16 protein-coding genes and 1 pseudogene are annotated in these 19,387 nt (G+C 67.2%); 13 read left to right on the plus strand and 4 right to left on the minus strand.

Features of this window, described 5'->3' with window-relative positions; genetic code table 11:
* The first annotated feature begins 107 nt into the window (after positions 1 to 107).
* Both ACIPIA_RS00835 and ACIPIA_RS00840 read left to right on the plus strand, forming a co-directional pair.
* On the plus strand, positions 108 to 1,709 hold the full coding sequence (locus ACIPIA_RS00835) for a peptide ABC transporter substrate-binding protein (protein WP_400505747.1): 1,602 nt from the start codon (positions 108 to 110) through the stop codon (positions 1,707 to 1,709).
* Positions 1,710 to 1,818: 109 nt separating this feature from the next.
* Entirely contained in the window at positions 1,819 to 2,676 is an 858-nt protein-coding gene (locus ACIPIA_RS00840; protein ID WP_400505748.1) for a D-amino-acid transaminase, read from the plus strand.
* Positions 2,677 to 2,800: 124 nt separating this feature from the next.
* Here the strand turns inward: ACIPIA_RS00840 and guaD are convergent, their stop codons facing one another.
* Positions 2,801 to 4,123, minus strand: a complete 1,323-nt coding sequence (gene guaD / locus ACIPIA_RS00845; protein ID WP_400505750.1) for a guanine deaminase — start codon at positions 4,121 to 4,123, stop codon at positions 2,801 to 2,803.
* Between the two features lie 117 nt (positions 4,124 to 4,240).
* On the opposite strand from guaD, the gene xdhA reads away from it, so the two are divergent.
* The 10 genes from xdhA (at position 4,241) to ACIPIA_RS00895 (ending at position 15,984) form a co-directional block, all read left to right on the plus strand.
* Positions 4,241 to 5,731 carry a xanthine dehydrogenase small subunit gene (gene xdhA, locus ACIPIA_RS00850; protein WP_400505752.1) on the plus strand — a complete coding sequence of 497 codons (1,491 nt, stop codon included), beginning with the start codon at positions 4,241 to 4,243 and terminating at the stop codon, positions 5,729 to 5,731.
* Positions 5,724 to 8,066 carry a xanthine dehydrogenase molybdopterin binding subunit gene (gene xdhB / locus ACIPIA_RS00855; protein ID WP_400505753.1) on the plus strand — a complete coding sequence of 781 codons (2,343 nt, stop codon included), beginning with the start codon at positions 5,724 to 5,726 and terminating at the stop codon, positions 8,064 to 8,066. Before xdhA ends, xdhB begins: the two co-directional genes overlap by 8 nt.
* A complete protein-coding gene (xdhC, locus tag ACIPIA_RS00860) occupies positions 8,063 to 8,905 on the plus strand; it encodes a xanthine dehydrogenase accessory protein XdhC (RefSeq protein ID WP_400505755.1) in 843 nt (280 codons plus the stop codon). Before xdhB ends, xdhC begins: the two co-directional genes overlap by 4 nt.
* Positions 8,889 to 10,436 (plus strand): ABC transporter ATP-binding protein, encoded by a 1,548-nt coding sequence (locus ACIPIA_RS00865; RefSeq protein WP_400505757.1) that lies wholly within the window; start codon positions 8,889 to 8,891, stop codon positions 10,434 to 10,436. The genes xdhC and ACIPIA_RS00865 overlap by 17 nt, the downstream gene beginning before the upstream one ends.
* Positions 10,429 to 11,493 carry an ABC transporter permease gene (locus ACIPIA_RS00870; protein ID WP_400505759.1) on the plus strand — a complete coding sequence of 355 codons (1,065 nt, stop codon included), beginning with the start codon at positions 10,429 to 10,431 and terminating at the stop codon, positions 11,491 to 11,493. The genes ACIPIA_RS00865 and ACIPIA_RS00870 overlap by 8 nt, the downstream gene beginning before the upstream one ends.
* Positions 11,490 to 12,413 carry an ABC transporter permease gene (locus ACIPIA_RS00875; protein ID WP_400505761.1) on the plus strand — a complete coding sequence of 308 codons (924 nt, stop codon included), beginning with the start codon at positions 11,490 to 11,492 and terminating at the stop codon, positions 12,411 to 12,413. Before ACIPIA_RS00870 ends, ACIPIA_RS00875 begins: the two co-directional genes overlap by 4 nt.
* 32 nt (positions 12,414 to 12,445) lie before the next feature.
* Positions 12,446 to 13,525 carry a BMP family ABC transporter substrate-binding protein gene (locus ACIPIA_RS00880; RefSeq protein ID WP_400505763.1) on the plus strand — a complete coding sequence of 360 codons (1,080 nt, stop codon included), beginning with the start codon at positions 12,446 to 12,448 and terminating at the stop codon, positions 13,523 to 13,525.
* A 322-nt stretch (positions 13,526 to 13,847) separates the two neighbouring features.
* Entirely contained in the window at positions 13,848 to 14,120 is a 273-nt protein-coding gene (locus tag ACIPIA_RS00885) for an HU family DNA-binding protein (RefSeq protein WP_400505765.1), read from the plus strand.
* An 83-nt stretch (positions 14,121 to 14,203) separates the two neighbouring features.
* Positions 14,204 to 15,379 carry a vWA domain-containing protein gene (locus tag ACIPIA_RS00890; protein ID WP_400505767.1) on the plus strand — a complete coding sequence of 392 codons (1,176 nt, stop codon included), beginning with the start codon at positions 14,204 to 14,206 and terminating at the stop codon, positions 15,377 to 15,379.
* Positions 15,376 to 15,984: a hypothetical protein gene (locus ACIPIA_RS00895; protein ID WP_400505769.1), complete on the plus strand. Its 609-nt coding sequence runs from the start codon at positions 15,376 to 15,378 to the stop codon at positions 15,982 to 15,984. The genes ACIPIA_RS00890 and ACIPIA_RS00895 overlap by 4 nt, the downstream gene beginning before the upstream one ends.
* Before the next feature lie 46 nt (positions 15,985 to 16,030).
* Here ACIPIA_RS00895 and ACIPIA_RS00900 read toward each other — a convergent pair whose 3' ends face one another.
* The 3 genes from ACIPIA_RS00900 to ACIPIA_RS00910 form a co-directional block, all read right to left on the minus strand.
* A complete protein-coding gene (locus ACIPIA_RS00900; RefSeq protein WP_400505771.1) occupies positions 16,031 to 16,453 on the minus strand; it encodes a universal stress protein in 423 nt (140 codons plus the stop codon).
* Positions 16,454 to 16,583: 130 nt separating this feature from the next.
* Positions 16,584 to 16,904: a 2Fe-2S iron-sulfur cluster-binding protein gene (locus ACIPIA_RS00905; RefSeq protein ID WP_400505772.1), complete on the minus strand. Its 321-nt coding sequence runs from the start codon at positions 16,902 to 16,904 to the stop codon at positions 16,584 to 16,586.
* An 84-nt stretch (positions 16,905 to 16,988) separates the two neighbouring features.
* On the minus strand, positions 16,989 to 17,327 hold the full coding sequence (locus tag ACIPIA_RS00910; RefSeq protein ID WP_400505774.1) for an Hpt domain-containing protein: 339 nt from the start codon (positions 17,325 to 17,327) through the stop codon (positions 16,989 to 16,991).
* Positions 17,328 to 17,587: 260 nt separating this feature from the next.
* On the opposite strand from ACIPIA_RS00910, the pseudogene ACIPIA_RS00915 reads away from it, so the two are divergent.
* A pseudogene (locus ACIPIA_RS00915) lies at positions 17,588 to 19,387 on the plus strand (hypothetical protein); the annotation flags it as partial.

Genomic DNA, 19,387 nt, shown 5'->3' on the forward strand with positions numbered 1-19,387 from the left:
ACGCGCTAGCTGGGGCCGGCTTTTCCTGCTTGGCAGACTCACTCAGGCAGGTTCTACTTCCTCCGTCGGGCATCGCTCGCAACGACGCCCGTCGCAGGGAGGTTGCCATGCTCGACGTCACGCGCCGCAACGTGCCACTGGCCATCGCCGGACTATGGGCCGCCACACGTGCCGCGGCCGCCCAGGGGCGGATCGTCCTCCATCGCGGCAACGACGGTGATCCCGAAACGCTCGATCCGCACAAGACATCGACCGTTGCCGAGGCGCATCTGCTGCGCGACCTGCGCGAGGGGCTCGTCATCCACGACATGAAGGGCGAGGTCGTCCCGGGCGTCGCGGAAAGCTGGACGATGAGCCCGGACGGCAGGCTCTGGCGCTTCACACTGCGCGCCGACGCGAAATGGTCGAACGGCGATCCGGTCAAGGCCTCGGACTTCGTCTATTCCTTCCGGCGTATCGTGAATCCCGAGACCGGCGCCCGCTACGCCAGTCTGCTCTATCCGATCCGCAATGCCGAGGCGATCCACAAGGCTGCCGGCGGATCCGCGATCGAGGATCTCGGCGTCGCGGCTCCGGACGAGCGCACGCTGGAGATCACCCTCGAGCGGCCGACGCCCTACCTGCTCGAGCTGCTCACCCACCAGAGCGCCCTGCCCGTCCACCCGGCCAGCGTGGCGAGGGCGTCGCAAGCCCCCGGCCGGCCCGAGAACTGGGTAACCAACGGCGCCTTCATGCTGAAGGAGTTCGCGCCGAACTCGCATATCCGGCTCGACCGGAACCCGCATTTTCACGATTCCGCCAACGTGAAGATCGATACGGTGATCTTCTATCCGGCGTCCGACCTCGCCGCCGCGGCGCGGCGCTTCCAGGCCGGTGAACTGCACCTGACCACCGACATTCCCGCCGACCAGTTCAAGCAGCTGCGCCAGAAACTCGGCAACCAGGTCCGGATAGGGCCCTATCTCGCGACCTACTTCCTGATCCTAAACAGCGCCAAGCCGCCCTTCGACGATGCGCGCGTCCGCCGGGCGCTCTCTCTGCAGATCGACCGCGAGTTCATCGCGGATCGGGTCTGGGGCGGCACGATGCTGCCGGCCTATGGCGTGATACCGCCTCATATCGGCAATTACGGCGAGCGGGCCGAGCTCGACTTTCGTCACAATTCGGTCTTCGAGCGCGAGGAGGAGGCCAAGCGCCTGCTCGCCTCGGCCGGGTTCGGTCCCGGGTCCCCGCTCAGCGTCGAGTTCCGCTTCAACACCACCGACAACAACCGCCATACGGCCGAGGCGATCGCCGAGCAGTGGCGCGCCATCGGCGTCGAGACCCGTTTCGTCGAGACCGATTTCCGCACGCATTTCGCCTATCTGCGCGAGGGCGGCGACTTCGACGTCGCGCGCTATGGCTGGATCGGCGACTATTCCGATCCCCAGAACTTCCTGTTCCTGTTCCAGAGCGACAATGCCGGATTCAACATCGGCAAGTACAGCAACCCGCATTTCGATGCGCTGATGAAGCTCGCAGCCGACGAGCTCGATATCGCCAGGCGCGCGGCGATCCTGCGCGAGGCCGACAGCATCGTCACCACCGAGACACCCTGGATACCGGTGCTGCACTACTCGACGAAGAATCTGGTGTCGCCCAAGCTCGTCGGCTTCGAGTCGAACCTGCGCGGCGCCATTCCGACTCGCTTCCTGAGCCTCAAGGCGTGAGGCGGCCCTGCATCGGGCGCCGGGCTGCTGCCCGGCCTTGATGCTCGCAAGCGCGCCAAAGCTCCGCTAGGAAGGGCGCGTCCCTTTCCCACCCAGCGGGTCCGCAGCGATGAGCCGTATCGTCTATGTCAATGGCGCCTATCTCCCCGAGGAGGAGGCGAAGATTTCCGTTTTCGACCGCGGCTTCATCTTCGGCGACGGCATCTACGAGGTTTCGGCGGTGATCGGCGGCAAGCTCGTCGATTGCGAGGCGCATCTTGCCCGCCTCGAGCGCTCCTGCGGCGAGATCCGGCTCGACCTGCCCTGGTCGAAGGCCGAACTCGTCGCGATCCATGAGGAGCTGATCAAGCGCAACAACCTCGACGAGGGCGGCATCTACCTGCAGGTCTCGCGCGGCGCTGCAGACCGCGACTTCCCCTTCCCGAAGGATGTCCCGCCGACGCTGGTGATGTTCACCCAGGCCCGCAACTTCGTGAACGCACCGACGGCGAAGACCGGCATCAAGGTGGTCTCGACCCCGGACCTGCGCTGGGCCCGCCGCGACATCAAGAGCGTGAACCTGCTGGCGCCGGTGCTCGCCAAGCAGTTCGCGCTGGAAAGCGGCGCGCAGGAAGCCTGGCTGGTCGAGGACGGCGTGGTGACCGAGGGCGCTTCCTCCACCGCCTGGATCGTCAAGGGCAAGACGCTGATCTCGCGCCCGCTCTCGAACAAGGTTCTGCCCGGCATCACCCGCAGGGCCGTGCTCGCCTATCTCGCGGAATCCGGTTTCTCCTTCGAGGAGCGCGAGTTCACGCTGGAAGAGGCGCTCGATGCCGAGGAGGCCTTCATCACCTCCGCGACCAGCCTCGTCATGCCGGTGACCACGATCGACGGCCACACCATCCATAACGGCGCGCCGGGCCCGACGGCGCAGCGCCTGCGCGAGATCTACATCGACTACGCCCGCAAGGGCGGCGTTCTGGGCTGAGGCACCCCGCCCGTACGACGACGTCATGCTCGCCCGCGTGGGGAGCATGACGTCGTTGAACTCGATCTTCCGCCAGCGAAGGCGTGGATGGTCGGGACAAGCCCGACCATGACGGATGACGTGGTCAGCTCTCCGAGAACGACGTCCCCGCGGCGAGCTCCCCCATCACATAGGTCGCGGCGACGTTGCGCTCGTCGCCCAGCGTGACGAGCACGAAGAGCTCCTCCGCCAGATCACGCACCGTCTCCATGCGATGCGCCATGGCCCGCGTAGCGCCGGTATCGAGCACGACGACATCGGCCTCCCGGCCGGTCTCGAAGCTCCCGACCAGATGATCGAGGCCGAGCGCGACGGCATTGCCGCGCGTGATCGCATGCAGCGCCGCGAAGGCCGAGAGCGACTGCCCCTGCAGTTGCAGGATCTTGTAGGCTTCGGCCATCGTCCGGAGCATCGAGTAGGAGGTGCCACCGCCGATATCGGTGGCCACCGCGACCTTGACGCCGCGCTGCCGGGCATGGGCCCAGTCGAACAGCCCCGAGCCGAGGAACAGGTTCGAGGTCGGGCAGAAAACCGCGACTGCGCCGGTGTCGGCGAAGGCTTGCCATTCATTGTGGGTCATGTGGATGCAATGGCCCATCAGGCTCTTGGCGCCGAGCAGGCCGTAGCCACGGTAGATGTCGGCGTAATCGGCGGCTTGCGGGTAGAGCTCGCGGGCAAAGGCGATCTCGGCCCGGTTCTCGTCGATATGGGTCTGGATGTGGCAGTCGGGATGTTCCGCCGCCAGCCGGCCCGCCGCCGCCATCTGCTCCGGCGTCGAGGTGATCGCGAAGCGCGGCGTCACCGCGTAGAGTTGCCGGCCCTTGCCGTGCCAGCGCGCGATCAGTGCCTTGGAGTCGCGATAGCCACTCTCGGCCGTGTCAGTCAGCGCTTCCGGCGCATTGCGATCCATCATCACCTTGCCGGCGATCATGCGGGTGTTGCGGCGTTGCGATTCGGCGAAGAATGCCTCCGCCGACTGCGGATGAGCCGAGCAATAGACCGCAGCCGTGGTCGTGCCGTTGGCCAGCAGTTCGTCGAGCAGGAAGCGCGAGAGCTTTTCGGCATGTCCCTGCTGCGCGAGCTTCTGCTCCTCGACGAAAGTGTACTTGTTGAGCCATTCCATCAGCTGCGCGCCATAGGAGGCGATGACCTGGGTCTGCGGCATGTGAATATGGGCGTCGATGAAGCCCGGCATGATCAGATGCGGGCGATGATCGATGATCTCGGCCTCTGCCGGCAGCGTCCGCAGCAGTTCGCGCGCGTCGCCAACGGTTTTGACCAGCCCGTTCTCGACGACGAGCAGGCCGTCTTCGATGAAGCGATGGGCGGCTTCGCCCGCCGCCTGCGGATCATCGACGAACCAGAGCAGGCGGCCGCGCAGGGCGCGCAGGGCAGCGGGTGCAGTCACGGCGGGCAGCTCCGGCACAATTCCACATCACATCTGAACCAAATCGAAGCTTCCGGCCAAGCGCGGATCATGCCTAATCTGCAGGCATGAAATGGCTTTGCGAGTGGAGCGGGCGGAATGCGTGAGCGGTTGCGCTTCCTGCTCGGCGACAGGCTGGTCGAACTCGACCGCTGCGATCCGACGCTGACGGTGCTCGACTGGTTGCGGCTCGACCGGCGCATGACCGGCACGAAGGAAGGCTGCGCCGAAGGCGATTGCGGCGCCTGCACCGTCGTGGTCGGACGGCTCGACGGCGGCAATCTGCGGTATGAAGCGATCAATGCCTGCATCCGCTTCCTGCCGACGCTGGATGGCTGCCAGCTGCTCACGGTCGAGCATCTGAAGGACTCGGATGGCAGTCTGCACCCGGTCCAGCAGGCAATGGTCGAATGCCACGGCTCACAATGCGGCTTCTGCACGCCGGGCTTCGTGATGTCGCTTTTCGCGCTCCGGCTCAACGAGACGGCGCCTGACATTGGGCGCATCGAGGACGCGCTGGCCGGCAATCTCTGCCGCTGCACGGGCTACGAGCCGATCATCGCCGCCGGCCGCCGCATGGACGAGATCGCGCCGCGCGAAGCCGATCGCTTCCTCGGGCAGCGCGACGCTGCCGCGGCGCAGCTCGCAACCCTCAGCGATGCCGAAACCCTCGCCTTGCAGGGCGAAGCCGGGCAATTCTTCGCCCCGGCGACGGTCGCGGCGCTGGCCGATCTGGTCGCCGCACATCCACAGGCCACGCTGGTCGCCGGCGCCACAGATGTCGGGCTCTGGGTCACCAAGGCGATGAAGCGCCTCGATCCGGTGATCTATCTCGGGCGGGTGGAGGCATTGCGGGCGATCACCGACGAGGGCGACCACCTCCGCTTCGGAGCCATGGCCGGTCACATCGACGTCCGCCCTGCGCTGGCCGGTCTGTCGCCGCAGCTCGACGAGTTGATGCGACGCTTCGGCGGCGAGCAGGTGCGCAATGCCGGCACGATCGGCGGCAACATCGCCAACGGGTCGCCGATCGGCGACCTGCCGCCGGCCCTGATCGCGCTCGATGCGACGCTGGTGCTGGCCCGACGCGCCGAGGCCGGGATCGAGCGTCGCGCGATACCGCTCGAAAGCTTCTTCATCGAGTATCGCAAGCAGGACCGGCGCCCCGGCGAGTTCGTCGAGGCCGTGCTGGTGCCGAAGCTGGCCGGCGGCGCGCTGTTCCACGCCTCCAAGGTCTCGAAGCGCTTCGACGAGGACATTTCGGCCGTCTGCGGCGCCTTCCGCCTGCTGCTCGGCGCGGACGGCCTGATCAGCGAAGCCCGCCTCGCCTATGGGGGCATGGCCGGCATCCCGAAACGTGCAGCGGCCGCCGAGGCCGCCCTGCTCGGACGCCCCTGGGATGAGACCGCCGTCGCGGACGCAACCGCGGCGTTGCCACAGGACTTCACGCCGCTCGACGACATGCGCGCCTCGGCGCATTATCGGCTCAAGATCGCCGGCAACCTGCTGCGCCGCTTCCTGATCGAGACGACGCAAACCGGAGCGGAAACGCGGGTCGCCGGACTGCTGGCGGAGGCCGCCCATGGCTGACGCGCGCCGCAAGCTCGAAATCGCCGTGGAGAGCGGCCCGGTCGGCAGCTCCCGCGTCCATGACTCCGCGCCCAAGCATGTCGCGGGCGAAGCGCTCTATATCGACGACATCGCCGCGCCCGAGGGCCTGCTGCACGCCTATCTCGGCACGAGCACAATCGCTCATGGCCGAATGCTCTCGCTCGATCTCGATGCCGTTCGCGCCGCGCCGGGCGTCGTCGCCGTGCTGACGGCAGCGGATATCCCCGGCGCGAACGACATCTCGTCGACGCATCTGCATGACGAACCGGTCTTCGCGACCGAGGCTATCCTGTTCCATGGCCAGCCGCTCTTCGCCGTCGTGGCGGAGACGCGCGAGCAGGCCCGCAACGCCGCGAAGCTTACCAAGGCCGAATACGCCGAAGAGGCACCGCTGATCGACATCGCCGCCGCACGCGAGGCCGGCGGCAAGCTGGTCACCGCGCCGCTCAAGCTGGAGCGCGGCGACGTCGCTGCCGCACTCGCAACCAGCCCGCGGCGGCTGAAGGGTGCGATGGCGATCGGCGGGCAGGAGCATTTCTACCTTGAAAGCCAGATCGCGCTGGCCGTTCCCGGGGAAGACGAAGACATGCAGGTCCTCGTCTCGACGCAGCATCCGAGCGAGGTCCAGCATATGGTTGCCGCCGTGCTCGGCGTCGGCTCGCATGCGGTCACGGTCGAGGTCCGGCGCATGGGCGGCGGTTTCGGCGGCAAGGAGACCCAGGCCAACCTGTTCGCCTGCGTCGCGGCGCTCTGCGCGCGGAAGCTGAAGCGCCCGGTCAAGCTGCGGCCCGACCGCGACGACGACATGGCGCTCACCGGCAAGCGCCATGATTTCGTCTGCGACTACGAGATCGGCTTCGACGACGAGGGGCGCATCCACGCGCTCGATGCGCTCTACGCCGCGCGTTGCGGCTGGAATGCAGACCTGTCCGGGCCGGTGACCGACCGCGCTCTCTTCCACATGGACAATTGCTATTTCTACCCGGCGGTGCGCGCCCGCTCGGAGCCGCTCTTCACTCATACCTGCTCGAATACCGCCTTCCGCGGCTTCGGCGGGCCGCAGGGCATGGTCGGCGCCGAACGCTTCGTCGAAGAGGTCGCCTACGCGACCGGGCTCGACCCGCTGGAGGTGCGCAAACGCAATCTCTATGGCGGGCACGGCCGAGACGTGACGCCCTATCACCAGACGGTCGAGGACAATATCGCGGGCGAGGTCATCGCCGAGCTCGAGCGGCGTTGCGACTATCAGGGGCGCAAGGCGGCGATCCGCGAGGCCAACAGGACGAGCCCGATCGTCAGGCGCGGCATCGCGCTCACTCCGGTGAAGTTCGGCATCTCCTTCACCGCGACCTGGTTCAACCAGGCCGGCGCATTGGTGCATGTCTATACGGACGGCACGGTCGCGCTGAACCATGGCGGCACCGAGATGGGGCAAGGGCTCTACATCAAGGTGGCACAGGTCGTGGCCCACGCCTTCGGCATCGGGCTCGATCAGGTAAAGATCACCGCGACGACGACCGGGAAGGTGCCGAACACCTCGGCCACCGCAGCCTCCTCCGGCTCAGACCTCAACGGCATGGCGGCGCTCGATGCCTGCGAGACGATCAAGAAGCGATTGACCGAATTCGCCGCGAAACATTGGCAGGTCGAGGCGGAAGACATCGCCTTCCTGCCCGGCCGTGTGAAAATCGGCGCCCGCGAGATCGCCTTCAAGGAACTGATCGCCGCCGCCTATATGGCCCGCATCCAACTCTCGGCGACCGGCTTCTACGCGACGCCGAAGATCCATTGGGACAGAAAGGCCGGGCGCGGGCATCCCTTCTACTACTTTGCCTATGGCGCGGCGGCGGCCGAAGTCGCGATCGACACGCTGACCGGGGAGTACAAGGTCGAGCGCGTCGATATCCTGCACGATTGCGGGCAGTCGCTTAACCCGGCGATCGACAAGGGCCAGATCGAAGGCGGCTTCGTGCAGGGCATGGGCTGGCTGACGACCGAGGAACTCGTCTGGGACAAGAAGGGGCGGCTGTGGACCCATGCGCCCTCGACCTACAAGATCCCCGTCGCCTCGGACCGGCCGCGCATCTTCAACGTTCACCTGCTGGACAACGCGCCCAATCGCGAGCCGACGATCCATCGCTCCAAGGCGGTCGGCGAGCCGCCCCTGATGCTGGCGATCTCGGTGCTGCACGCGCTGTCGGATGCGGTCGCAAGCGTCGGCGACTACCGCATCTGCCCGCGACTCGACGCCCCGGCGACGCCCGAGCGCGTGCTGGATGCGGTCGAACGCGTCAGGGCGGAGGCTGCGGCATGAATCTGTCCGCCTTTCTAAACGCATATCGGCGCCAGGGTGTCGTTGTCGTCCGGATCGACGTGGCGGAGGGCTCGACGCCGCGCGAAGCAGGCGCCTGCATGGCTGTCAGCCCCGCTGCCATCGCCGGGACGATCGGCGGCGGGCAACTGGAATTCCACTGCATCGACCTCGCCCGGCACATGCTGAGCGAGGGGGCCGAGGATCAGTTGCTCGACATTCCGCTCGGCCCGCAGATGGGGCAGTGCTGCGGCGGGCGGGTGCGCGTCTCGCTGCGCCATGCCGGCGTTGCCGAAATCGCGCTTTTCAGCGCCCGCGAGAAGGCTGAGGCCGCGGCGCGGCCGCCGGTCCTGATCTTCGGCGCCGGGCATACCGGGCGGGCGCTCGCCCAAGCACTGGCGCCCCTGCCCTTCTCGGTCTCGCTGATCGACGACCGCGACCACGTCATGAACGGTCTGCCGACGGCCGTCACCTGCATCCGCATGGCCGATACGGTCGACGCGGTGTCGAACGCGCCGGCGAGAACCGCCTTCGTCGTGCTCTCGCACAGCCATGCGCTGGACTACCGGCTGACGGAGGCGGCGCTGGCGCGCGGCGACGCGAGCTATATCGGAATGATCGGCTCCGCCACCAAGCGTGCCCGCTTCGAGGCCGGCTTCCTGCGCGCAGGCGGCCGGCGCGAGGCGCTTGCACGATTGACCTGCCCGATCGGCGGTTCGGATGTGGACGACAAGCGCCCGGAGGTGATCGCGGCCTTGACGGCGGCCGAGCTGGTGCGTTGCTTGCTTGGCCGCCGGGAGCCGGCGAAAGGGAGACGTTCGAGACATGAATCAGCCGCGTGAGCATGACGTGCCGCCGCGGCTGGCGCTCGCCCATATCTCCAAGAGCTTTCCAGGCGTCAAAGCCAATGAAGACATCAGCCTGAGCGTCAGGCCGGGCGAAATTCACGCCCTCCTTGGCGAGAACGGCGCCGGGAAGTCGACGCTGGTCAAGATCATCTACGGCGTGCAGCAGGCCGACGAGGGCACGATCCACTGGAACGGCTCGCCTGCCTCGATCCTTTCGCCCAAGGCCGCGCGCAAGCTCGGCATCGGCATGGTATTCCAGCACTTCTCGCTGTTCGACGCGATGACGGTGATCGAGAACATCGCACTCGGGCTCGACGAGGCCATCGACCGCGACGAGCTGAAGCGCCGCGTCGCCGCTATCCTGCAGTCCTATTCGCTGCCGCTCGATCCCGAGCGCGAAGTCCATACGCTGTCGGTCGGCGAGCGCCAGCGCATCGAGATCGTGCGCTGCCTGCTGCAGAAGCCGAAGCTCCTGATCATGGACGAGCCGACCTCGGTGCTGACACCGCAGGAGGTCGAACGCCTGTTCGGGACTCTGCTCCAGATCGCGGCAGAGGGCTGCTCGATCCTCTACATCTCGCACAAGCTGCACGAGATCAAAGCGCTCTGCGACAGCGCCACGATCCTGCGCGGCGGGCGGGTCGTCGCGACCTGCGATCCCAAGGCCGAGACGACCAAGCGCATGGCCGAGCTGATGATCGGCGCGGAGTTGCGCAAGATCGAGCACAGCAAGACGGCGGGCGCCGGCCCGGTCCGGCTCGAGGTGCAGGGGCTGTCACTGCCCGGCCAGCCCCCGTTCGGAACCGATCTCAAGGACGTCTCGTTCGCGGCGCGGGCCGGCGAGATCCTCGGCATCGCCGGCGTCGCCGGCAATGGCCAGGCGGAGCTGCTGACCGCGCTATCCGGCGAGCAGCTGGCGGCCAGTGGCGAAGCAATCAGGCTCGACGGCAAGGCGATCGGCCTGGAAGGCGCCGGTGCTCGCCGCTCGCTCGGTCTCGCCTGCGTTCCCGAGGAACGCAACGGCCATGCCGCCGTGCCGGATTTCTCGCTTGCGGATAACGGCGTCCTGACGGCACGACACCGCCTTCCGCTCGCCCCCCACGGCTTCATCAGCCGCGGTGCCGTCCGGCGCTTCACCGACGGCGTCATCAAGCTCTTCGATGTGAGGACCACCGGCAATGCGGCGCTTGCCCGCTCGCTCTCGGGCGGGAACTTGCAGAAATTCATCATGGGGCGGGAGATCGGCCAGCAGCCGGCCGTCCTCGTCGTCTCGCAACCCACCTGGGGCGTCGATGCCGGCGCTGCCGCGGCGATCCGGCAAGAGCTGGTCGATCTCGCCGCCAAGGGCTCGGCCGTGGTGGTGATCTCGCAGGATCTCGATGAGCTGCTCGAACTCGCCGACAGGCTCTGCGTCATAAATGAGGGCCGCCTCTCGGCGCCACGCCCGGTCGCGAGCCTCGGCATCGACGAGATCGGCCTGATGATGGGCGGCATTCACGGTGCGGAGGGCTCCATTCATGCTTGAATGGCGCCGCCGCCGCGAGCCGAGCACCTCGATGCTGTGGCTGAGCCCGCTGATCGCGATCGGGCTCACCATGCTGCTCGGCATGATCGTCTTCACCGCCATGGGCTATGACGGCTTCCATGCGGTCGGCAGCATCTTCCTGACGCCGTTCCTGGAGCCGCAGCGCTGGGCCGATATCGGCGTCAAGGGCGCGCCTCTCATCATGATCGCGCTCGGCCTCGCCATCGGCTTCCGGGCCAATGTCTGGAACATCGGCGCCGAGGGACAATACATCATGGGCGCCATCGCCGGCACCGGCGTCGCGCTCCTGACCCACGACATGACCGGGTGGTGGATTCTGCCAGCGATGGTCCTGGCGGGAATCGTCGGCGGCATGGCCTGGGCGGCGATCCCGGCCTTCCTGCGCGTCAAGCTGCAGGTCAGCGAAATCCTGACCAGCCTGATGCTGACCTATGTCGCCGTCCAGTTCCTGTATTTCCTCGTGCGCGGGCCGTGGAAGGACCCGGACGGCTTCAACTTCCCGCAGACGCGGATGTTCACCGCCGACCAGACGCTGCCGACGGTGCTGGAGGGCTCGCTCGTCCATCTCGGCATCCCGCTCGCGCTCGTGCTCGCGGTCATCGCCTGGCTGCTGCTGGAGAAGACCACGGCCGGCTACGCCATCAAGGTCGTCGGCCTCGCGCCTGCCGCAGCGCGCCATGGTGGCTTCAGCGCGGCCCGCACTACCTGGGCGACCCTGCTGATCAGCGGCGCGCTCGCCGGTCTCGCCGGGCTTTTCGAGGCCGCCGGTCCGTTCGGGCAGCTCACGCCGCAGTTCCCGGTGGGCTACGGCTTCACCGCGATCATCGTGGCCTTCCTCGGCCGGCTAAACCCGCTCGGTATCGTCTTCGGCGGCATCGTCCTGGCAGCGACCTATGTCGGCGGCGAGATCGCGCAATCCACGGTGCGGCTGCCGCAGGCAGCGACCGGCATGTTCCAGGCGATGCTGCTGTTCATGCTGCTGGCGACCGACGTTCTGGTGCGCTGGCGCATCGTCTGGAAACGGAGGGCAGCATGACCACCGCCATGCTCATCTCCATCCTGATGACGCTGATCGCCGCTTCGACGCCGCTGCTGCTCGCCTCGCTGGGCGAGCTCGTCGCCGAAAAGGCGGGCGTGCTCAATCTCGGCGTCGAGGGCATGATGCTGTGCGGCGCCGTCGCGGGCTTCGCCGTCGCCTTCTCGACCGGCAGCACCGGCTTCGGGCTCGTGGCAGCAATGTTCGCCGGCGTGGCGGCATCGATGATCTTCGCGGTATTGGCGCTTTCGCTGATGGCCAACCAGGTCGCGACGGGCCTCGCACTGACGATCTTCGGAATCGGCGCCTCCTCGCTGATCGGCGCGGGCTTCGTCGGGCGCACGATCACGCGCCTGCAACCAGTGTTCCCGGCCGCCCTCTCCGAGCACCCGGTGCTGCGGGTGATCTTCGGCCACGACATCCTCGTCTATCTCTCGCTGGCGCTGGTCGCGGGCGTCAGCTGGTTCCTGCACCGCACGCGGCCGGGCCTGATCCTGCGCGCGGTGGGCGAGAACGACGCCTCGGCGCATGCCATCGGCTATCCCGTGATCGCGATCCGCTACGCCGCCGTCGCCTTCGGCGGGGCGCTTGCGGGGCTGGGCGGCGCCTATTTCTCGCTGGCGCTGACACCGATGTGGGCCGACCGGCTGACAGCCGGACGCGGCTGGATCGCGCTCGCGCTCGTGGTCTTCTCGGCGTGGAAGCCCGGGCGCCTGCTGCTCGGCGCCTATCTCTTCGGTGCGGTGATGACGCTTGAGCTGCAGGCCAAGGCGGCCGGCGTCACCTGGCTCGCGCCGGAAGTGCTGGCGATGGCCCCCTACCTTGCGACCATTGCGGTTCTGACCATGATGTCGCTAGGACGAAAGACCGGCCGGCTCGACGCGCCTGCCTGCCTCGGCAAACCCTTTTCGGCGTCCTGACGCCGCCCTCGACAACCGGGAGTCTAAGAGACATGACCAGCATCATCACCCGCCGCAGGCTGACCTTCGGCGCCGCCGCCGCCTCCACCCTGCCGATCCTCGGCCGTGGCGCCTCCGCCCAGGCTCCGCTCGGCGTGGGCTTCGTCTATGTCGGCCCGATCGGCGACCACGGCTACACCTGGACGCATGACCAGGGCCGGCTCGCACTCGAGAAGGAATACGGCGCCAAGATCAAGACGAGCTTCCTCGAGAACGTCGCCGAAGGTCCGGATGCGGCCCGCGCCATCCGCCAGCTCGCCCAGGCCGGCAACCAGCTGATCTTCGCGACCTCCTTCGGCTTCATGAACCCGACGATCCAGGTCGCCAAGCAGTTCCCGAAGCTCAAGTTCGAGCACGCCACCGGCTACATGCGCGCCGATAACGTCGCCACCTACAATGCGCGCTTCTACGAGGGCCGCGCGGTGCTCGGCACCATCGCCGGCCACATGTCTAAGACCGGCCAGGCCGGCTATGTCGCCTCCTTCCCGATCCCGGAGGTGGTGATGGGCATCAACGCCTTCCACCTCGCCGCCCGCAAGGTGAACCCGAATTTCAAGACCAAGGTCGTCTGGTGCTCGACCTGGTACGATCCCGCCAAGGAGGCCGATGCCGCCAAGGCGCTGATCGATCAGGGCGCCGACATGATCACCCAGCACACCGACTCGGCGGCGCCGCTGCAGGCGGCCGAGCAGCGCGGCGTGTTCGCCTTCGGCCAGGCGTCCGACATGAAGGCCTTCGCGCCGAAGGCCCATCTCACCGCCATCGTCGATGACTGGTCGGGCTACTACATCAAGCGCGTCAAGGAGGTCATGGACGGCAGCTGGAAGACCGGCGACGTCTGGGGCGGCCTCAAGGCCGGCATGGTCAAGATCGCGCCCTATAACGACGCCGTCACGCCCGCGGCCCGTGCCGCCGCCGACGAGGTCATCAAGGGCATCTCGGCCGGTACGCTCCATCCCTTCACCGGCGAGCTGAAGGACCAGAAGGGCGAGGTCCGTCTCAAGGCCGGCGAAACGGCCAGCGACGAGATGCTCTCCAAGATGGACTGGTACGTCGACGGCATCCAGGCCTGAGCGGCCTCGCCAGGCGCCGGCGGCACCCCGCGTCCGCCGGCGCGAGCGATTCGCAAGCCTCGCCTTCTCGTTGCGTCAGCGAGCATCACGGGACCGGCTCATCCCTGAAAAGTGGCGCTATCCGAGCCGAGGGCGGCGGAACGAAGCCGTTTTCTGTGCGTATCTACCGCCGCAGGCATCGTATTTCCGCAATAACCATGCAACTGCCTGAAATGCGCGCCGCGAATAGCATCCATGTGCCGCGGTCGCTCGTGTCGGAAACGAGCATGAACGGCCGTAGTCCCGGACGCGACGCCTGAAGCACCTTCTCTAGGAGGATTTCATGACCAAGAACGAACTGATCGCCGCCATCGCGGACGAGACCGGCAAGACCAAGGCGGACGTCTCCGCCATCCTGGCCTCGCTCGGCGCGACCGTCGCCAAGACCCTGAAGAGCGGCGATGACGTCACGCTCGGCGGCATCGGCAAGCTCTCCGCCGCCAAGCGCGAGGCCCGCGAGGCCCGCAACCCGTCGACCGGCGCCACCATCAAGGTTCCGGCCAAGACCGTGGTGAAGTTCAAGGTCACCAAGGACCTTGCCGACGCGGTGGCGTAAGCCCGCCATCCGGCTCGAGCGGCGTCCGCGAAAGTTGCGCGGACGCTGCTTGACCCGGGCCCCCATGCCCTCACATTAGCGGCATGTTCCTTCGTCTCTTCACCGATCTGCGCGCCGCCAAGGTCCCCGTGACCCTGCGCGAGTATCTGACGCTGCTCGAAGGGGTCGAGGCCGACCTGGCAGAGCACCGGGTCGACGAATTCTACTATCTCGCCCGCACCGCGCTGGTGAAGGACGAGCGTCATCTCGACAAGTTCGATCAGGTCTTCGCCCAGGTGTTCAAGGGGCTGGAGACGCTCGGGCAGGCGATCGAGCAGGCCGGCATTCCCGAGGAATGGCTGCGCAAGCTCGCCGAGAAGTTCCTGACCGACGAGGAAAAGGCGCAGATCGAGGCGCTGGGCTGGGACAAGCTCTGGGAGACGCTGAAGCAGCGCCTCGAAGAACAGAAGGGCCGCCACCAGGGCGGCAACAAGTGGATCGGCACCGGTGGCACCTCGCCCTATGGCGCGTATGGCTACAATCCCGAAGGCATCCGTATCGGCCAGGACAAGAACCGCAACTTCCGGGCGGTGAAGGTCTGGGACAAGCGAGAGTTCAAGGATTTCGACGACACGCGCGAACTCGGCGTCCGCAATCTGCGTGTCGCGCTGAGACGCCTGCGCCGCTTCGCCCGCACGGGCGCGGCCGAGGAGCTCGACCTCGACAATACGATCTCCGAGACGGCCAAGCATGGCTATCTCGACGTCCAGCTCAGGCCCGAACGCCGCAACGCCGTGAAGGTGCTGCTCTTCCTCGACGTCGGCGGCTCGATGGACTGGCATATCGAGCTGGCCGAGGAGCTGTTCTCGGCCGCGCGGGCCGAGTTCAAGCATTTCGAGCACTTCTACTTCCACAACTGCCCCTATGAGCGCGTCTGGGAGGAGAACCGGCGTCGCCACGATCAGGTGATCCCGACCTGGGACGTGCTGCGGACCTATCCGGCCGATTATCGCCTGGTCTTCGTCGGGGACGCGTCGATGAGCCCCTACGAGATCGCGATGCCCGGCGGGTCGGTCGAGCATTGGAACGAGGAAGCCGGCGAAGTCTGGATGAACAGGCTGGTGAACAGGTTCCCGAAATCGGTCTGGCTCAATCCTGTCCAGCAGCATCTGTGGAATTACACGCAGTCGATCCGGCAGGTCGGCGGGCTGATGGGCGGGCGCATGTTCCCGCTCACGCTCGACGGGCTCGACGGTGCGATGAGGGTACTGGCGCGTTGACGACGTTCACTGACGAAGAATCTGACGATGCCCCTCCCCCGAGCTGGCGCCAGCGGCCGAAGCCCGTCGGCTTCGAGATCGCCTACAAGCTGGTCGGCGACATCTTGGAGATCGATCGGACGCGCCGCGTCGACAGCGTCAGGCTCGACGCGGTCGAGCAGGTGCGCTTCGTCTACGCGCCCGGGAACATCTCGTCCAAGGGCTACAAGACGCAGCTTCGGCTGAGCGACGGCCGGACGGTGACGTTCGGCAACCTGTCCTGGCGCTCGCTGACCGATCTCGACCGAGACGATGCGCGCTATCACCACTTCGTCTCGGCGCTGTCGGCGGCGATCGCGCGGGCCAACCCGCGCGCCCGCTTCGTTGCAGGTCGCCCGAAGCCGATGTGGCTCGGCGTCGTCATCGTGGGAGCGCTGTCGCTCGCGATGCTCGCAGCCTTCACGCTGCGCGCCTTCCAGCAGGGCGCTACCAATGCCGGACTGCTCGGCATCCTGCTGCTCGCGGCCTCGTTCTGGCAGGTCTGGCCGCTGGTCAACCTCAACCGGCCGCGCGAACTCGCGACCGGAGAAGTGCCGGACAGCCTCGTTCCCGGCCGGGCCGGCTGACGTCCTCGTTCGTCAGCGCGGCCGTAGCCCTCAGGGCGACGCTGCCTCAGCGCACCACCAGCACCGAGCACTTGGCCCGGCGCACGATCGCCGAGGCGTTCGAGCCGATGACATAGGCCAGCATGCCCGGCTCGTGCGAGCCGATGACGATGAGGTCGGTGCCTGCGGCGTCCGCCTCGGCCAGCACCTCGCCATGAACCGAACCCATCAGCACCTTGGCCGAAACCTGCTCGGCCGGCAGCTCGACCTTGGCGGCGATCTCGGCGAGCTTCACCTCGGCGTCCTGCTGCTGCTCGGTGTCGAAATCCGCCGGCACGAATTCCATGTAGGTGACCGGGATCAGCGAGCGGACATAGACCAGCCGCACCACGCCGCCCGAAATCTTGGCGAAGGATACGGCAGCCGCGATCGCCGGCTGGGCAAGGTCGGCTTCCGCGAGATCGACGGGAACCATGATCGACTTGTACATCGCATCCTCCAAGGCTTGGCTTTCGGAACCATCCTGGAGTTTGCCAGCGCGCGCGCCATGATCCAGCGCAAAATGCGCGATGCGCCAAGGCGCCGCGCGCCGGTCGCTCAGAGGGGAAGAGCCGCGGCGCTCAGCCCTGCCGCTCGGGCGTGCGCACCACAAGCCCGTCGAGCTCGTCCTTGATGCGGATCTGGCAGGACAGGCGCGAATTCGGCCGGACGTCGAAGGCGAAGTCCAGCATGTCCTCTTCCATCGGCTCGGCGTGACCGACGGCCGGCATCCAGGCGTCGTCGACATAGACATGGCAGGTGGCGCAGGCGCAAGCGCCGCCACACTCGGCCTCGATGCCGGGAATCGCATTGCGGATCGCCGTCTCCATCACCGTGGACCCGGTCTCGCCCTCGACGGTGCGGCTCTCTCCGTGAGCGTCGATGAAGGTGATGTTCGGCATAAGAAACTCCGGCGGGCGATGTCGGCCCCCGCTTAGAGCATTTCAAAGCGGCACGAAACCGGGTTTGGCGCCGCAGCGCCCTGATCAGGCTGCGCAGTCGTAGCGCGCGATCGCCGCGCGCGCCTCGGCCGCCGCGAGCGTCAGGGCATCCAATGCGTTTTCGCTCGGGCTCGGCTCCGGCTGGCCCAGCTCGTCCTCGATCCTGTCCGCCGCGTCGGCGACCTGCCAGGCGCCGATCGCGCGGGCGGCCCCCTTCAGGGTATGGGCGGCGTCGATCCTGGCCTGCCTGTCGGCGCTCCCGTGGATCGTGCGCAGATGCAGGGCGCATTGCTGCGCGAACAAGGTGAGCAATTCGCGCTCGAGCTCGTGGTCGCCCCCGGTCTGGCGGGAGAGATGCTCGGTATCGATCGATGTTTGGGGCATTGAGGGCACTCGTATCGCGTGGACACCAACCGCCGCAGCTACGGTTTTATCCCATTCGAGTGAGCGCCACGATGGTAAACGAGCCGTTAACGACGTTTGTGAATCTCGCTCGTAAATGGGTTTCCAAGAGTCAGGGCCTCCACTACCCTTCCATTTAGTAAATGATGGGCGCACTGTCTCCGATCATCCCGGCCAGAGGCGGCGGGGACGTTGGGACAATATCTCGCGTCCATCATCAGTAGCGTGGCGAGGCGGCAACGATGAATCGACCCAAGAAGCTCCAGGATCCCACTGAAGCTGCGATGTCGGCAATCGAGGAGGCGCTTCGCCTTGACCAGCCGAAGGGCGAGGCGGAAACGCCGGTAAGCACCGAGCCGCGATTGCCCGCCACGAGCGAGAACGACCTCAAGCTCGAACTGCCTCGCGTCGAGCCTGCTCCCGCGGCTGCTCAGCCTGCACCGGTCGTTCCTGCCCCCCAGCAACAGACTCCGCCGCGCGCTGCGATCGCGCCTGACACCAGCCGTGTCGCCAACGACGACCGGCGCGATTCCTCCTCTCTGGTGCAGGCCTTCGCGGTGCGCCCGTCGCGCAGGCCCTACTGGTTCGCCGGTCTCGCCTCCCTCGCCTGGCTGGGCGGCGCCGCCTTCGTCCTGCTCGGCCGCTACGGCTCGTTCAGCAACGGCCTTCCCGAGCCGGTCGCCAGCTTCGGCATCGGCGAATGGACGCTGCTTGTGCTCTCGATCGGCGCGCCGGTCGTATTCTTCTTCGTTCTGGCGGCGCTCTATCGCCGTACCCAGGAAATGCGCCTGATCTCGCGTGCGATGACCGAAGTCGCGCTGCGCCTGGCCGAGCCCGAGGTCGCGGGAGCGGATTCCGTCCTGTCGCTGAGCCAGACCATCCGTCGCGAGGTCGCGGCCATGGGCGACGGCATCGAGCGTGCCGTGGCGCGCGCCGGCGAGCTGGAGACGATCGTGCGCGGCGAGATCTCGACGCTCGAGCGTGCCTATGCCGATAACGAGATCCGGCTGCGGTCGCTGATCGACGAACTCGTCACCCAGCGCGAGGCCGTGGTCGGCAATGCCGAACGCGTCAAGCTGGCTATCAGCGGCGCCCATGACGGCCTTGCCAAGGATCTCGACAGCGCCAGCCGCGCCATCGCCGATGCCGTCACCCAGGCGGGCGACCGCGTCACCGGCTCGCTCGGCGCCAAGGGCGACCAGATCACACAGGCTCTCGGCCGTGCCGGCGAGCGGATGGTCGAGGAGATCAGCGGCCGCGGCCACGACCTCGTCGAGCGCCTGCAACTGACGTCCGGCGAGGTCTCGGACCGGCTGGCCGGCGCCAGCGACAACCTGTCGACCATGCTCGACGGCCGCGCCAAGGAGATCGCGAGCTCGCTGGAGCGCACCGGCGTCTCCCTGAGCGAAGGACTGACGACCAGCGCACAGGATGTCACCCGCGCCATCAGCGAAACCGGCATGCAGGTCGCGGAATCGCTGACCTCCCGCGTCGACGTCGTCAACGAGACGCTGAAGACCACCGGCGAGACGCTCGCCAAGGACATCTCCGCCCGCGGAACCGAGGCTGCGGAGCGCTTCGAGAGCAGCAGCCGCAACATGGTCGCGCTGATCGAAAGCCAGAGCGAAGCCTTGCAGAAGCGCCTGTCTGAGTCCGGCGAGGCGCTGCGCAGCGCCCTCTCCGACGAAGGCGAGAGCGTCACCACCCGCCTCGCCGAGGTCGGCCGCGGCGTCAACGGCCTGCTCAACCGCCAGAACGAAGCCATCGCCGCCCGCCTCACACAGGTCGGCGAGAGCGTCCACGCCCTTATCGGCAGCCATGGCGACACGCTGGTCGGCCGCCTCAACGACACTGCCCGCACCGTCGACGATGTGCTGCGCGAGCGCAGCGAAGCGATCATCCTGCGCGTCAACGATGCAGGCGAAAACCTCAGCAACGCCGTCGAAAAGCACGGCGATGCCCTCACCGGCCGCATCACCGAGGTCGCCGGCCAGGTGCATGGCCTGTTCACCGAGCAGGCCAGCAAGCTGGTGGATCGTCTC

The organism is Allobosea sp. CER48, from assembly GCF_044752385.1.
Taxonomy (GTDB): Bacteria; Pseudomonadota; Alphaproteobacteria; order Rhizobiales; family Beijerinckiaceae; genus Allobosea.

Bases quoted from the DNA above. Each gene is read 5' to 3' on its own strand.
- ACIPIA_RS00835 (WP_400505747.1), top strand. From the start codon at position 108: ATGCTCGACGTCACGCGCCGCAACGTGCCACTGGCCATCGCCGGACTA.
- ACIPIA_RS00840 (WP_400505748.1), top strand. From the start codon at position 1,819: ATGAGCCGTATCGTCTATGTCAATGGCGCCTATCTCCCCGAGGAGGAG.
- xdhA (WP_400505752.1), top strand. From the start codon at position 4,241: ATGCGTGAGCGGTTGCGCTTCCTGCTCGGCGACAGGCTGGTCGAACTC.
- xdhB (WP_400505753.1), top strand. From the start codon at position 5,724: ATGGCTGACGCGCGCCGCAAGCTCGAAATCGCCGTGGAGAGCGGCCCG.
- xdhC (WP_400505755.1), top strand. From the start codon at position 8,063: ATGAATCTGTCCGCCTTTCTAAACGCATATCGGCGCCAGGGTGTCGTT.
- ACIPIA_RS00865 (WP_400505757.1), top strand. From the start codon at position 8,889: ATGAATCAGCCGCGTGAGCATGACGTGCCGCCGCGGCTGGCGCTCGCC.
- ACIPIA_RS00870 (WP_400505759.1), top strand. From the start codon at position 10,429: ATGCTTGAATGGCGCCGCCGCCGCGAGCCGAGCACCTCGATGCTGTGG.
- ACIPIA_RS00875 (WP_400505761.1), top strand. From the start codon at position 11,490: ATGACCACCGCCATGCTCATCTCCATCCTGATGACGCTGATCGCCGCT.
- ACIPIA_RS00880 (WP_400505763.1), top strand. From the start codon at position 12,446: ATGACCAGCATCATCACCCGCCGCAGGCTGACCTTCGGCGCCGCCGCC.
- ACIPIA_RS00885 (WP_400505765.1), top strand. From the start codon at position 13,848: ATGACCAAGAACGAACTGATCGCCGCCATCGCGGACGAGACCGGCAAG.
- ACIPIA_RS00890 (WP_400505767.1), top strand. From the start codon at position 14,204: ATGTTCCTTCGTCTCTTCACCGATCTGCGCGCCGCCAAGGTCCCCGTG.
- ACIPIA_RS00900 (WP_400505771.1), bottom strand. From the start codon at position 16,453: ATGTACAAGTCGATCATGGTTCCCGTCGATCTCGCGGAAGCCGACCTT.
- ACIPIA_RS00905 (WP_400505772.1), bottom strand. From the start codon at position 16,904: ATGCCGAACATCACCTTCATCGACGCTCACGGAGAGAGCCGCACCGTC.
- ACIPIA_RS00910 (WP_400505774.1), bottom strand. From the start codon at position 17,327: ATGCCCCAAACATCGATCGATACCGAGCATCTCTCCCGCCAGACCGGG.